Origin of the sequence: Pseudomonas sp. CFBP 8758 (assembly GCF_014841725.1) — a bacterium.
In the GTDB taxonomy this organism is placed as follows: domain Bacteria; phylum Pseudomonadota; class Gammaproteobacteria; order Pseudomonadales; family Pseudomonadaceae; genus Aquipseudomonas; species Aquipseudomonas baltica.
The window spans coordinates 515,905-528,767 of record NZ_JACYUK010000001.1 but is presented as its reverse complement, the minus strand read 5'-3'; the positions used below and the strand labels follow the sequence as shown (position 1 = coordinate 528,767).

Below are 12,863 nucleotides of genomic sequence, written 5' to 3'. Positions count from 1 at the left end.
CTTTTTGCGGCGGCATACATTAGCAAAACGTTGACCTATCGGCTACTCACCCGCTGTTCCAGCAGCTCGCGGTTGGACATCGAAACCAGCTCGCCGTCGTCGGTCATCACTGTCGTCTTGACGGTGCCGATTTCCTCGATCTGCCCTTCGACCCCTCCAACCTGCACCTGCTGGCCCACTTGAAACAGTTCCCGCACGTAGATCCCGGCCAGTATCTGACTGGCGATTTCACGGCTGCCCAACCCCATGGCCAGTGCTGCGGCCAGACCAACGGTAATCAAAGCGATGACGATCACGTGGTTCAGCAGGTCGGTCTTGACCTCCAGCTGGCTGATGGCCACCGAAATGCTGATGATGATCACCAACCACTGCGCCACACGTCCCAGGCCACCTGCGTAATCGAGCCCTACCCCTTCGGCAGCGCCGCGGACCACGCCATTGACCAGTTGCGCCAGCAGTACACCGACCAGCAACACCAGGGCTGCACCGAACACCTTGGGCAGGTACAGCGCCAGCATGTCCAGGGTCGCCGAAACCCGCTGCAGCCCCAGCGACTCGGCGGCCGACACCAGGAAAATCAGCAGCACGAACCAATAGACGATCTTGCCGATGAGGGTCGAGATCGGCACCCTGAGGCCGCCACGGCCCAGCAGTTTGGTCAGGCCGGTCCCCGCCATCAGGCGGTCGAGCCCGAACTTGGCCAGCAGCTTGGACAACAACGTGTCGAGCAGCTTGGCGACCAGGAAGCCCAGCAGTACCACCACCAACGCCCCGAACAGGTTGGGGATGAAATTGGCGACCTTGGTCCACAGGGCAGTCATCGCCGCCACCAGGCTTTGAGTCCAGGGGTCCAGTTCCATTGATCAATCAGCCTTATCCGCAGCGGCGGAATCCGTACGACGAGACACCGGCGCGATATTCGCCGAACCACTGTTCACCGCGATCATGAATGCCTGACCCCAGCGCCCTATCAGGCTGAAGAGATCGCCCGCGCCAACCTGGCGATTGGCGGTCTTGAGCACTCGCCCCAGCGCGGCGCGGTCGTCGCGACCCGGCGCGTGAGCGTTGAGCATGTCTCGCAGGGATTCTTCGAACGGATCAGGCATGCATACCTCGCGAATTTCATTCAAAGACGAGACCCTGCGGCGGTGAGTCACAAAGGTCTCGGCGAGCACAGGGTAAATTCCGTGTCAGACCCAGCGCAAGCGTCGAAACAACAACCACTGGCCCAACGCTACGGCCACCATCAATGCGCAGGCAATGGTGAAACCATAGGGGCTGTCGGAACCGGGAATGCCGCCGACGTTGATGCCCAGCAGACCGGTCAGAAAGCTCATCGGCAGAAAGATCCCGGTGATGATGCCGAAGCGATACATGGTGCGGTTCATGCGCTCGCTCTGACGCCGGTCTTCGGCCTCGAGCACCAGCCCCACGCGCTCGCGCGCCAGTTCCAGCTCTTCCAGATAACGGGTCAGGCTGTTGTTGAGTTCGTTCCAGTAGTCGGCGTCGTCGTCGACGAACCAGGGCACCTTGTTGCGCGCCAACTGGCCAAAGATATCGCGTTGCGGCGCGAGGAAGCGCCGCAGTCCGGCCGCCCTTCGACGCAGCTGCAAAATGCTGCCGTGCTCGGGCGTGTACCGTTCGTCGGCGTCGAGTTTGTCTTCCTCCATATCGACGATGTCGGAGAGGTCTTCGACCAGTGCCTGGACCTTTTCGGTCAAGTGCTGAGCCAGGTACAGAATCAACTCCGAAGCGGTTTTCGGGCCCTTGCAGGCGGCGAACTGTTCGAGCATGTCGTCGGTCGCGCGCAATGGCCGCAGTCGCAGGGAAATGATGCGCTGGGCCTGGGCGAAGATCCGCACCGAGACCATGTCCTCGGGCTCGGCTCCTGGATTGAGATTGACCCCACGCAGGAACAGCAGCAGTTCATCGTCGGGCAACGGGACCAGGCGCGGGCGGGTGTTTTCCTCCAGCAGCAGGTCGCAGCTGAATTCGCTCAGGCCACTATTGCGGCGCAACCAGTCACGGGTCTGGGGATGGCTGCGGTCCCAGTGCAGCCACAGGCTCTGGTGAGGTTGCAGCTGCAGCCCGTCGATATCGGTCCGGGCAACCGACCGCGCACCTCCCTTGCCGTCCAGCAACAGGGCATGCACCAGCCCCCATTGCGCATTTTCTTCCTCGTACATCGTGTCCCCGTTACTGATGGAAAATTGTCATTCGGGCATGCTCAACGCCTCTGGCGAGACGATGATGCCGTTGTTGTCGGCATACAGATAGTGGCCGGGAACGAATGTGACACCGGCGAAGCTGACCTTCACATCGAGATCACCCAGACCCCGCTTGACGGTCGGCATCGGATGGCTGGCCAGGGCCTGCACACCGACATCGGTTTGCGCGAGCATGTCGACGTCACGCACGCACCCATAGATGACCAGGCCTTCCCAACCGTTCTCCGCGGCTTTCTGGGCGAGCATGTCGCCCAGCAGCGCCTTGCGCAGCGAGCCTCCACCGTCGACCACCAGCACCTTGCCGGTGCCATCCAGAGCCACCTGCTCGCGTACTCGCGAGTTGTCTTCGAAGGTCTTGATGGTGACGATCTGGCCGCCGAAGGAGTCGCGGCCACCGAAATTGCTGAACATCGGCTCGAGCACCTCGACGTCGGGGTAGGCATCACACAGGTCGGGGGTCAGATAGTGCATGGCATTGCTCCTGGGGCGAATGGCGGCTGCAAGAGCCAGTAGCCTGCACCGGACGCGGCGCGGCCCTCACAGCCTAGACCATGCTCAGGTCGTCGCCAACGGTGTCGCGCCGGGCAGCAGCGGCCGGTAGGGGTCGCTCAGCCAGGTCCCGACCAGCGGCCAGACCTCGGCCTGGGCTTGCGCGCTGACCAGCATGCGCACGTGGTCGAAGTCGTCGCCGAAGCCCTGGGCGCGGCCCAGGTTGACGAACTGGTTGTGGCTCCCGGCAAATTGCTCGAACAGCTGGCGGCAGTCCCAGCTTGGATCCTGCAGGTCACCGACCGCCGCAACGGCGAGGATGGGCAGTTTCACTTCGCCCAGCCCCTGCCACCAGTCCCGCTCGGCATCGCCGAAACGGCCGAACAGGCCTTTCCAGCGCATCCATTCCAGGCCAACGCCCACCGGCTCGTCTTCCGGGCCGCGTTTGAGGCGGGCCCCGGAAATGTGTGGATAGCGCTTGAGCAGGCGGCGCGCAGCCCAGTTCAGCGGAGGAATCCGCAACTGCCAGTGACGTCGACTGACCTGGGCACCGAACAGCGCCGCAGACGCTGCCAGATCGCCTTGCAGATAGCCGCCACCCAAGGCGGCGGCCAGGGTGATGCCGCCGAGCGAATGCCCGATCCAATGCGGCGTCTGAGCACTGACCTCGGCGACGAATGCACCGATGACCGGAAGATCGTAGCGGGCGTAGTCGGCCACGGTATTGCTGGCGTAGTGCTGGTTGCGCGGCGACAGCCCGTGGCCGCGCATTTCGGCTATCCATACGTCGAACCCGCGACGTGCCAGCCAAGGCCCCAGGCCTATGCCCTTGGGCGAGTACCAGAAGCGCCGGTTGGAAAAGCTGCCATGCAGAAGGATCACCGGCACCCCGCGAGCACCAGGTTGATCGGCCAGGCCCAGGCGCGTCAACGCCAGCTCGACACTGGGGTCGGGGCTGTTGGCGGCCTTGATGCGGTAGATGTCTTCGCTGAGGTCGCCGCGACGCTCGGCACTGAGCAGCGCGACGGGAAAGAGGGTACTGCTGCTTTGCATAAGGCACTTGCGTCTGAATGAATGGGGCTGTAACCGGGGCGCAAGCCGCGTCTGTGTTGATCTGTGCATGAACGGCAGGATCAAGGGCAACGCGGCTTGCGCCGCTGCTACAGGCGACCGGGGTGTTTGAAAGGACACACCGGTCTGGGGTGATACAGGGGACCGGGGTGCCGGAAAGGACACACCGGTCTGGGGTGGGACGGCTTAAACGGCGCTTTCCTTTTCTGCCAGGAAGAACCAGGTTTCCAGGACCGAGTCCGGGTTCAGCGACACGCTTTCGATGCCCTGCTCCATCAGCCATTTGGCCAGGTCAGGGTGATCGGACGGGCCCTGGCCGCAGATGCCGATGTACTTGCCGGCCTTGTTGCAGGCCTGGATGGCATTGGCCAGCAGCTTCTTGACCGCCGGGTTACGCTCGTCGAACAGGTGGGCGATGATCCCCGAGTCGCGGTCCAGGCCGAGGGTGAGCTGGGTGAGGTCGTTGGAACCGATCGAGAAGCCGTCGAAGAACTCCAGGAACTCGTCGGCCAGGATGGCGTTGGACGGCAGCTCGCACATCATGATGATGCGCAGACCGTTGTCGCCGCGGGCCAGGCCATTCTCGGCGAGCAGGTCGATCACCTGCGACGCTTCGCCCAGGGTGCGCACGAACGGCACCATGATCTCGACGTTGGTCAGGCCCATTTCGTTGCGCACCCGCTTCATCGCCCGGCATTCGAGTTCGAAGCAGTCGCGGAACGACTCGCTGATGTAGCGCGACGCCCCGCGGAAGCCCAGCATCGGGTTCTCTTCTTCCGGCTCGTAGAGCTTGCCGCCGATCAGGTTGGCGTATTCGTTGGACTTGAAGTCCGACAGCCGGACGATGACTTTCTTCGGCCAGAAGGCCGCAGCCAGGGTGCTGATGCCCTCGACCAGCTTGTCGACGTAGAAATTCACCTGGTCGCTGTAGCCGGCCACACGCTTGTCGACGCTGTCCTTGATTTCCGGGGTCAGGGTGTCGTAGTTGAGCAGCGCCTTGGGGTGCACGCCGATCATCCGGTTGATGATGAACTCCAGGCGCGCCAGGCCGACACCGGCATTGGGCAACTGGGCGAAATCGAAGGCGCGATCCGGGTTGCCGACGTTCATCATGATCTTGAATGGCAGCTCGGGCATGGCGTCGACCGAGTTCTGCTTGATGTCGAAGCCCAGTTCGCCCTCGAAGATGTAGCCGGTGTCGCCCTCGGCGCAGGACACCGTCACGCCCTGGCCGTCCTGGAGCAGTTGCGTGGCGTTGCCGCAGCCCACCACTGCCGGAATGCCCAGCTCGCGGGCGATGATCGCGGCGTGGCAGGTTCGCCCGCCGCGATTGGTGACGATGGCACTGGCGCGTTTCATCACCGGTTCCCAGTCCGGGTCGGTCATGTCCGAAACCAGCACGTCACCGGCCTGGACCTTGTCCATCTCGGAGACGTCGTGAATGATGCGTACCTTGCCGGCGCCGATGCGCTGGCCGATGGCGCGGCCCTCGACCAGCACGGTGCCCTTTTCCTTGAGCAGGTAGCGTTCCATCACGTTGGCGCTGGAGCGGCTCTTCACTGTTTCCGGGCGCGCCTGGACGATGTACAGCTGGCCGTCGTCGCCGTCCTGGGCCCACTCGATGTCCATCGGCCGGCCGTAGTGCTTCTCGATGATCATCGCCTGCTTGGCCAGCTCGCTGACCTGCGCATCGGTCAGGCAGAAACGCGCACGTTCGGCCTTGTCGACGTCCACCACCTTGACCGAGCGTCCGGCGCGCGCTTCGTCGCCGTAGACCATCTTGATCGCCTTGCTGCCCAGGTTGCGCCGCAGGATCGCCGGACGACCGGCCTCCAGGGTGTGCTTGTGCACATAGAATTCGTCGGGGTTCACCGCGCCTTGCACCACGGTCTCGCCCAGGCCGTACGCGCCGGTGATGAACACCACGTCACGGAACCCGGACTCGGTGTCCAAAGTGAACATCACCCCGGCAGTGCCGGTTTCCGAACGGACCATGCGCTGCACGCCGGCCGACAGGGCAACCAGCTTGTGGTCGAAGCCCTGGTGCACGCGGTAGGCGATGGCGCGGTCGTTGAACAGCGAGGCAAAGACTTCCTTGGCCGCGCGAATGACGTTCTCGACACCGCGGATATTGAGGAAGGTTTCCTGCTGGCCGGCAAAGGAGGCATCGGGCAGGTCTTCGGCGGTGGCCGAGGAACGCACGGCAACGGCGATGTCCGGGTTGCCCTTGGACAGCTCGGCGAAGGCGATGCGGATCTCTTCGTTGAGACGCTCGGGGAACTCGGCCTCCATGACCCACTGGCGGATCTGCGCGCCGGTGCGAGCCAGGGCATTGACGTCGTCCACGTCGAGCGCATCGAGCGCCGCGTGGATCTGCTCGTTGAGCCCGCTCAGGTCGAGGAAGTCGCGATAGGCCTGGGCGGTGGTGGCAAAGCCGCCAGGCACCGACACGCCGGCACCAGCCAGATTGCTGATCATCTCGCCCAGGGACGCATTCTTGCCCCCCACGTGTTCCACATCATTGTTGCCAAGCTTATCGAGGGAAACTACGTACTCTACCAAGGTGATCTCTCCACTGACTGGGTTGGAAAAGCTCGGGATGCCCGGCGCGAATCGTCGCACGCGGGGGGGCTGTGGCCGCAGCCTCGGAAATGAACGAGAATGCCTGGCAATGCTGGCCGTCAATCGGGCCTATCATATCCAAGAATCGTCAGTTGCCTAAGGGCCGGGGCGCACAATGAAACGATCTGCATTCTTCATCTCCGACGGTACCGGCATTACCGCCGAAACGCTGGGGCAAAGTCTACTGGCGCAGTTCGAAAACATTACCTTCAGCAAGTTCACGCGGCCCTATATCGACAGCGTGGACAAGGCTCGGGCCATGGTACAGCAAATCAATAACTGCGCCGAAAAGGACGGTGTGCGACCGATCATCTTCGACACCATCGTCAATCAGGACATCCGCGAGATCCTCGCCACCTCCAACGGCTTCATGATCGACATCTTCTCGACCTTCCTCGCCCCGCTGGAAATGGAGCTCAGCGCACATTCCTCGTACTCGGTGGGCAAGTCCCACTCCATTGCGCACAATGCCAACTACATGGAACGCATCGAAGCGGTCAACTTCGCGCTGGACAACGACGACGGCGCCAGAACTCACTACTACGACAAGGCCGACCTGATCCTGGTGGGCGTGTCGCGCTGTGGCAAGACCCCGACCTGCCTGTACATGGCCATGCAATTCGGCATCCGCGCCGCCAACTACCCCCTGACCGAAGACGACATGGAGCGCCTGCAGTTGCCACCTGCGCTCAGGGCCCACCAGCACAAGCTGTTCGGCCTGACCATCGACCCCGATCGACTCACCGCGATCCGCCACGAACGCAAGCCCAACAGTCGTTACGCCAGCTTCGCCCAGTGCGAGTTCGAGGTGCGCGAGGTGGAAGGTCTGTTTCGCCGCGAGAACATTCCGAACATCGACTCGACCCATTTTTCGGTGGAAGAAATCTCCGCCAAGATCCTCGTCGAGAAAGGCGTCGAACGGCGCTTCAAATAGGCGCCGGCACCCGTGGCGCCCACCCCTGCCGAGCGGTCGACCCTCGAACTTCACGGTCGATTCGCACTCCAAGGCCTCGCCCGACCGTGCCTGCGCTGGCGGCACGAAAGCACCGTGCTAGAATGCGGTGCTCTCTTCCTGTTACCCGCGAAACGTTTTTGCGGTGCCCGATTCGGTATTCATAATTTCAATTCATGACTCTCAAGCCCCTCTCCCGCCTGTTCAGCCTTTTATTCATTCCGTTCATTCCGGGCCTGGGCCTGGCTGCCGAAAAGACCACCTACGGCTTGAACGAGTACGCGCAGTTGACCGACATCGACCTGCGGGTCGCAGCCAAACTCGATACGGGCGCATTGACCGCCTCGCTCAGTGCCCGTGACATCAAGCGTTTCAAGCGCAATGGCCAACCCTGGGTGCGCTTCTACCTGGCGATCGACAATGCCCATTCCCACCCCATCGAGCGGCCGCTGGTGCGCGTGAGCTCCATCAAGCGACGCGCCGACGATTGTGAATGCAGTGCCCGCGAACGCAAGACCCACACCCAGCGGCCGGTGATCGAACTCGACGTGTGCATGGGCCATACCCAGCGCCGCATCGAAGTCAACCTCACCGACCGCACCGCATTCGACTACCCGCTGCTGATCGGCTCCGACGCGCTCACCCGCTTCGATGCGCTGGTCGACCCCAGCCGCAAACACGCTGCCGGCAAACCCGCCTGCGCCACTGTCGCCACCATCGCAGAGTAATTTCAATGCGCGCTCTAACCCTGCACCTGAAGATCCTGATCACCGCGCTGGTGGGGCTGGGCATCGCCATCACCGCCTATCAGATCCTCGTACTCGGCATCCCGGTGACCGAAGACGAAACCGACGATCTGTGGAACATCGACGCCAAGGTCGAATTCGTCGCCAGCGCCAAGGACCCGGTGAAGGTGCAGATGTTCGTGCCGCCACTGAGTCGTGAGTATGTGAGCCTCAACGAGAGCTTCATCTCCAACAACTACGGGGTCAGCGTCAATCGGCTGGATGGCAATCGCAAGGTGACCTGGTCGGCCCGGCGCGCTTCGGGCAACCAGACGTTGTACTACCGCCTGGTGCTGACCAAGCGCTACAGCGGCGAAAAACTCAAGGTCAAGGGCCCGATCTTCCGCGACAGCCTGGCCGTGGAAGGCCCGGAAAAGATCGCCGCCGAAGCGTTGCTGGCGCCCATCCGCCAGCATTCGGCCGATGTCGAAACCTTTGTCGGCGAAACCATCAAGCGGGTCAACAATCTGGCCGACGACAACGTCAAGCTGCTGCTGGCCGGCGACACCTCGACCTTGCACAAGGCACGGATCATCGACCTGCTGCTGTCCATCGCCCATGTCCCGATGGAAAAGGTCCACACCGTGCGCCTGCTCGCCGACCAGGCGCAGACACCGGAACTGTGGCTGCGCAGCTTCAACGGCAACGACTGGCTGTACTTCAACCCCGATACCGGCGAGCAGGGCCTGCCCGAGGATCGCCTGCTGTGGTGGACAGGTGACGAGAACCTGGTCAGCGTCGAGGGCGGACGCAAGGCAACCGTCACCTTCACCATGAACAACAGCGAGATGAACGCCATTCGCCTGGCCAAGCTGACCGACGAGAACACCGACGCCGATTTCCTCGAGTACAGCCTGTACGGCCTGCCGCTGCAGACCCAGCAGACCTTCATGATCATGGTGATGATCCCGATCGGCGTGCTGGTGATTCTGATCCTGCGCAACCTGATCGGCATCCAGACCCTGGGCACCTTCACTCCGGTACTGATCGCCCTGGCCTTTCGCGAAACCCAGCTGGGCTTCGGCATCATCCTGTTCACGGTGATCACCGCGTTGGGGCTGTCGCTGCGCTCCTACCTGGAACACCTGAAGCTGCAGATGCTGCCCAGGCTGTCGGTGGTGCTGACCTTCGTCGTGGTGCTGATCGCCGCGATCAGCCTGTTCAGCCACAAGCTGGGCCTGGAGCGCGGGTTGTCGGTGGCGCTGTTCCCGATGGTGATCCTGACCATGACCATCGAGCGTTTGTCGATCACCTGGGAAGAGCGCGGCAGCGGGCATGCCCTGAAGGTCGCGGTGGGCACGCTGTTCGCCGCCTCCCTGGCACATATCCTGATGAGCGTGCCGGAACTGGTGTACTTCGTGTTCACCTTCCCGGCAATCCTGCTGATCCTGGTGGGTTTCATGCTTGCCATGGGGCGCTACCGCGGCTACCGGCTGACCGAACTGGTGCGTTTCAAGGCCTTTCTCAAGCAGGCCGACTCCTGATGTTCGGCCTGTGGAAAACCTGGAAAGCGCTGGAGGCCCGCGGCATCATGGGCATCAACCGGCGCAACGCCGACTATGTGCTCAAGTACAACCGGCGCAGCCTGTACCCGATCGTCGATGACAAGATCATCACCAAGGAGCGCGCCATTGCGGCGGGTATCCATGTGCCCGAGATGTTCGGGGTGATTTCCACGGAAAAGCAGATCGACCGCCTCGACGAGATCATCGGCGGGCGCAGCGATTTCGTGGTCAAGCCGGCCCAGGGCGCTGGCGGTGACGGCATTCTGGTGGTCGCCGACCGCTTCGAGGAGCGCTTTCGCACCGTGTCGGGCAAGATCATCAGCCGCGAAGACATCGAGCACCAGATTTCCAGCATCCTCACCGGCCTGTATTCGCTGGGTGGGCACCGTGACCGCGCGCTGATCGAATACCGGGTGATCCCCGACCAGATCTTCAAGAGCATCAGCTACGAAGGCGTACCGGACATCCGCATCATCGTGCTGATGGGCTACCCGGTAATGGCCATGCTGCGCTTGCCGACCCGGCAGTCGGGCGGCAAGGCCAACCTGCATCAGGGCGCCATCGGCGTCGGCGTCGACCTGGCCACGGGTGTGACCTTGCGCGGCACCTGGCTGAACAACATCATCAGCAAGCATCCCGATACCACCAACGCCGTGGACGGCGTGCAGCTGCCCAACTGGGACGGCTTCATGCGCCTGGCCGCCGGCTGTTTCGAGTTGTGCGGGCTGGGCTACATCGGCGTCGACATGGTCCTGGACCAGGAAAAAGGCCCGCTGATCCTGGAGCTCAACGCCCGTCCCGGGCTGAACATCCAGATTGCCAACGACTGCGGCCTGACCCTGCGCACCCAGGCCGTGGAAAAACACCTGGAAGCGCTGGCGGCCGAAGGCGTCGTGGAAACCGTCGAAGAGCGCACGCGTTTCGTCCAGGCACTGTTCGGTCACGTGCCCGCCGTAGTGACCTGAGCGCGGACGCCACGCCACCCGCACACGCGCCGCCCGGGTGCATTACAATCCCAGCCCCGTCACTGGCCACCGACCTATCATGCCAACCTGCTCGCTTCACGCCCTGCCCTACCTGGCCGACCCGGCGCCCTATTTCGCTGCGGTTCGCCACGCCCCTGGCGCCGTACTGCTCGACAGCGCGCAGCCGATCGCCCAGCGCGGCCGCTTCGACCTGATCAGCGCCTGGCCGGTGCAGACCCTCGGCGTCCAGGCCGGTGAGTCGGGCCAGCAGTACCTGCAACGCGCCCGTGTCGCGCTGGCCGGCTTGGGCCAGGCGCAATTACCCGACGGCTGCGAGTTGCCCTTCGCCGGAGGGCTGATCGGCTACCTGAGCTACGATTTCGGCCGCAGGCTGGAGAACTTGCCAGCGCCCAACCAGGATGACCTCGACCTGCCGCACGCCAACCTGGGCCTCTACGCCTGGGCGTTGATCAGCGACCATCGCCGACAGACCAGCGAATTGATGTTCCACCCCGCGCTGGATGCGCGCGAACGGCAACGCCTGATCGACCTGTTCGCGCAACCGGCCACCCTCGAAGCACCGGCCTTCCGGTTGCACACCTCGATGACGCCGGACCGAACGCCGGAGCAGTACCGGCGGGCATTCGAAACAGTGCAGGCCTATATCCAGGCCGGAGACTGCTATCAGGTCAATCTGACCCAGCGTTTTCGTGCCGCCTGCTCGGGCGACCCGTGGACCGCTTATAAAGCTGTACGCGCCGCCTGCTCCACACCGTTTTCCGGCTACCTGCAGCTGGCGGGCGGCGCAGCCTTGTTGAGCTTTTCCCCGGAGCGCTTCATCAAGGTCACGGCCGGTCATGTCGAAACCCGGCCGATCAAGGGCACCCGCCCACGCAGCCTCGACCGCGAAGAAGACGCGCGCCAGGGCCGCGAGCTGCTGGCCAGTGCCAAGGACCGTTCGGAGAACCTGATGATCGTCGACCTGCTGCGCAATGACCTGGGCCGAAGCTGCCGGATCGGCTCGGTTCGGGTGCCGCAGCTGTTCGCCCTGGAGAGCTATCCGAACGTGCATCATCTGGTCAGCGCCGTCACCGGTGAGCTGGCAGCGGACAAGGACTGCCTGGACCTGATCGCATGCAGCTTTCCCGGTGGGTCGATCACCGGCGCACCGAAGATCCGCGCCATGCAGATCATCGACGAAGTGGAACCGACCCAACGCGCCATCTACTGTGGCTCGTTGCTGTACCTGGATGTGCGCGGTGAGATGGACAGCTCCATCGCCATCCGTACCCTGCTGGTCAAGGACGGCCAGGTCTGCTGCTGGGGCGGTGGCGCAATCGTGGCCGACTCGCAGTGGCAGGCCGAATACCAGGAGTCGATCTTCAAGGTCAGCGTGCTGCTGGACACCCTGGCGGGGCTCTGAACCGGGTCATGTTGCCCGGTGTTTTTTTGTTACCATTGCGCCACATAGAGCGCCAAGCGCCACTTTGACCAGGAAGCCGCCTGATGAGCCAACCCTTCGATGTCGCCGACATGGCGACGACCTACGCGAACAAGTCCCCGCAGGACATTCTCAAGCTCGCCTTCGCGCACTTCGGCGACGATCTCTGGATTTCCTTCAGCGGTGCCGAAGACGTGGTGCTGGTGGACATGGCCTGGAAGCTGAACAAGAACGTCAAGGTGTTCAGCCTGGACACCGGCCGCCTGCATCCGGAAACCTATCGGTTCATCGAGCAGGTCCGCGATCACTACCAGATCACCATTGAACTGGTCTCACCGGACAACGCGCTGCTGGACCCTTTCGTCAAGCAAAAGGGGCTGTTCAGCTTCTATCGCGATGGTCATGGCGAGTGCTGTGGTATCCGCAAGATCGAACCGCTGCGACGCAAGCTGTCGACCGTCAGCGCCTGGGCCACCGGCCAGCGCCGCGACCAGAGCCCTGGCACCCGTAGTCAGGTAGCAGCAGTGGAAGTGGACGGCGCGTTCTCGACGGCCGAGCGTACGCTGTACAAGTTCAACCCCTTGGCGCAGATGAGCAGCGAGGAGGTGTGGGGTTACATCCGCATGCTCGAGCTGCCCTATAACAGCCTGCACGAGCGCGGCTTCATCAGTATCGGCTGCGAGCCCTGCACGCGGCCGGTACTGCCCAACCAGCACGAGCGCGAGGGGCGCTGGTGGTGGGAGGAAGCCACGCAGAAGGAATGCGGGCTGCATGCGGGCAATCTGATCGCCAAGACCTGAGCTGC

General features: G+C 63.1%; 12 protein-coding genes. 6 read left to right on the top strand and 6 right to left on the bottom strand.

What is annotated here, in order from left to right; translation table 11 throughout:
- Positions 1-35: 35 nt before the first annotated feature.
- The 6 genes from IFT75_RS02555 to ppsA all read right to left on the bottom strand — a co-directional run bounded on the left by IFT75_RS02555 (position 36) and on the right by ppsA (position 6,350).
- The gene (locus IFT75_RS02555; protein WP_185794460.1) at positions 36-860 is read right to left on the bottom strand and encodes a mechanosensitive ion channel family protein; all 825 of its coding nucleotides are present in this window, start codon (positions 858-860) and stop codon (positions 36-38) included.
- 3 nt (positions 861-863) lie between these two features.
- Positions 864-1,106: a CrfX protein gene (locus IFT75_RS02550; protein WP_122476063.1), complete on the bottom strand. Its 243-nt coding sequence runs from the start codon at positions 1,104-1,106 to the stop codon at positions 864-866.
- Positions 1,107-1,190: 84 nt separating this feature from the next.
- Positions 1,191-2,186 carry a zinc transporter ZntB gene (locus IFT75_RS02545; RefSeq protein ID WP_185794459.1) on the bottom strand — a complete coding sequence of 332 codons (996 nt, stop codon included), beginning with the start codon at positions 2,184-2,186 and terminating at the stop codon, positions 1,191-1,193.
- Positions 2,187-2,213: 27 nt separating this feature from the next.
- Positions 2,214-2,699, bottom strand: coding sequence for a ribonuclease E activity regulator RraA (gene rraA / locus IFT75_RS02540; protein ID WP_122476067.1), 486 nt, complete (start codon positions 2,697-2,699; stop codon positions 2,214-2,216).
- Positions 2,700-2,783: 84 nt separating this feature from the next.
- On the bottom strand, positions 2,784-3,770 hold the full coding sequence (locus tag IFT75_RS02535) for an alpha/beta fold hydrolase (RefSeq protein WP_122476068.1): 987 nt from the start codon (positions 3,768-3,770) through the stop codon (positions 2,784-2,786).
- A gap of 204 nt (positions 3,771-3,974) precedes the next feature.
- Positions 3,975-6,350: a phosphoenolpyruvate synthase gene (ppsA, locus tag IFT75_RS02530; RefSeq protein WP_192053151.1), complete on the bottom strand. Its 2,376-nt coding sequence runs from the start codon at positions 6,348-6,350 to the stop codon at positions 3,975-3,977.
- 175 nt (positions 6,351-6,525) lie between these two features.
- Between ppsA and ppsR the strand changes: the two genes are divergently transcribed.
- The 6 genes from ppsR (at position 6,526) to IFT75_RS02500 (ending at position 12,858) form a co-directional block, all read left to right on the top strand.
- Entirely contained in the window at positions 6,526-7,344 is an 819-nt protein-coding gene (gene ppsR / locus IFT75_RS02525) for a posphoenolpyruvate synthetase regulatory kinase/phosphorylase PpsR (protein ID WP_122476071.1), read from the top strand.
- Positions 7,345-7,538: 194 nt separating this feature from the next.
- The gene (rloA, locus tag IFT75_RS02520; RefSeq protein WP_122476073.1) at positions 7,539-8,090 is read left to right on the top strand and encodes a retropepsin-like aspartic peptidase RloA; all 552 of its coding nucleotides are present in this window, start codon (positions 7,539-7,541) and stop codon (positions 8,088-8,090) included.
- Positions 8,091-8,095: 5 nt separating this feature from the next.
- Complete coding sequence (gene rloB / locus IFT75_RS02515; RefSeq protein ID WP_192053149.1) at positions 8,096-9,631, top strand: osmotic stress tolerance membrane protein RloB; 1,536 nt, start codon at positions 8,096-8,098, stop codon at positions 9,629-9,631.
- Entirely contained in the window at positions 9,631-10,617 is a 987-nt protein-coding gene (locus tag IFT75_RS02510) for an alpha-L-glutamate ligase-like protein (RefSeq protein WP_192053147.1), read from the top strand. The genes rloB and IFT75_RS02510 overlap by 1 nt, the downstream gene beginning before the upstream one ends.
- Positions 10,618-10,696: 79 nt before the next feature.
- Positions 10,697-12,040 (top strand): aminodeoxychorismate synthase component I, encoded by a 1,344-nt coding sequence (pabB, locus tag IFT75_RS02505; RefSeq protein ID WP_192053145.1) that lies wholly within the window; start codon positions 10,697-10,699, stop codon positions 12,038-12,040.
- Between the two features lie 83 nt (positions 12,041-12,123).
- Positions 12,124-12,858 (top strand): phosphoadenylyl-sulfate reductase, encoded by a 735-nt coding sequence (locus IFT75_RS02500; RefSeq protein WP_122713790.1) that lies wholly within the window; start codon positions 12,124-12,126, stop codon positions 12,856-12,858.
- Positions 12,859-12,863: the final 5 nt, after the last annotated feature.

Excerpts from the sequence above, each read along its gene's own strand:
- IFT75_RS02535 (WP_122476068.1), bottom strand. The coding sequence starts at position 3,770 with ATGCAAAGCAGCAGTACCCTCTTTCCCGTCGCGCTGCTCAGTGCCGAG.
- rraA (WP_122476067.1), bottom strand. The coding sequence starts at position 2,699 with ATGCACTATCTGACCCCCGACCTGTGTGATGCCTACCCCGACGTCGAG.
- IFT75_RS02510 (WP_192053147.1), top strand. The coding sequence starts at position 9,631 with ATGTTCGGCCTGTGGAAAACCTGGAAAGCGCTGGAGGCCCGCGGCATC.
- rloB (WP_192053149.1), top strand. The coding sequence starts at position 8,096 with ATGCGCGCTCTAACCCTGCACCTGAAGATCCTGATCACCGCGCTGGTG.
- pabB (WP_192053145.1), top strand. The coding sequence starts at position 10,697 with ATGCCAACCTGCTCGCTTCACGCCCTGCCCTACCTGGCCGACCCGGCG.
- IFT75_RS02545 (WP_185794459.1), bottom strand. The coding sequence starts at position 2,186 with ATGTACGAGGAAGAAAATGCGCAATGGGGGCTGGTGCATGCCCTGTTG.
- IFT75_RS02555 (WP_185794460.1), bottom strand. The coding sequence starts at position 860 with ATGGAACTGGACCCCTGGACTCAAAGCCTGGTGGCGGCGATGACTGCC.
- IFT75_RS02500 (WP_122713790.1), top strand. The coding sequence starts at position 12,124 with ATGAGCCAACCCTTCGATGTCGCCGACATGGCGACGACCTACGCGAAC.
- ppsR (WP_122476071.1), top strand. The coding sequence starts at position 6,526 with ATGAAACGATCTGCATTCTTCATCTCCGACGGTACCGGCATTACCGCC.
- IFT75_RS02550 (WP_122476063.1), bottom strand. The coding sequence starts at position 1,106 with ATGCCTGATCCGTTCGAAGAATCCCTGCGAGACATGCTCAACGCTCAC.
- rloA (WP_122476073.1), top strand. The coding sequence starts at position 7,539 with ATGACTCTCAAGCCCCTCTCCCGCCTGTTCAGCCTTTTATTCATTCCG.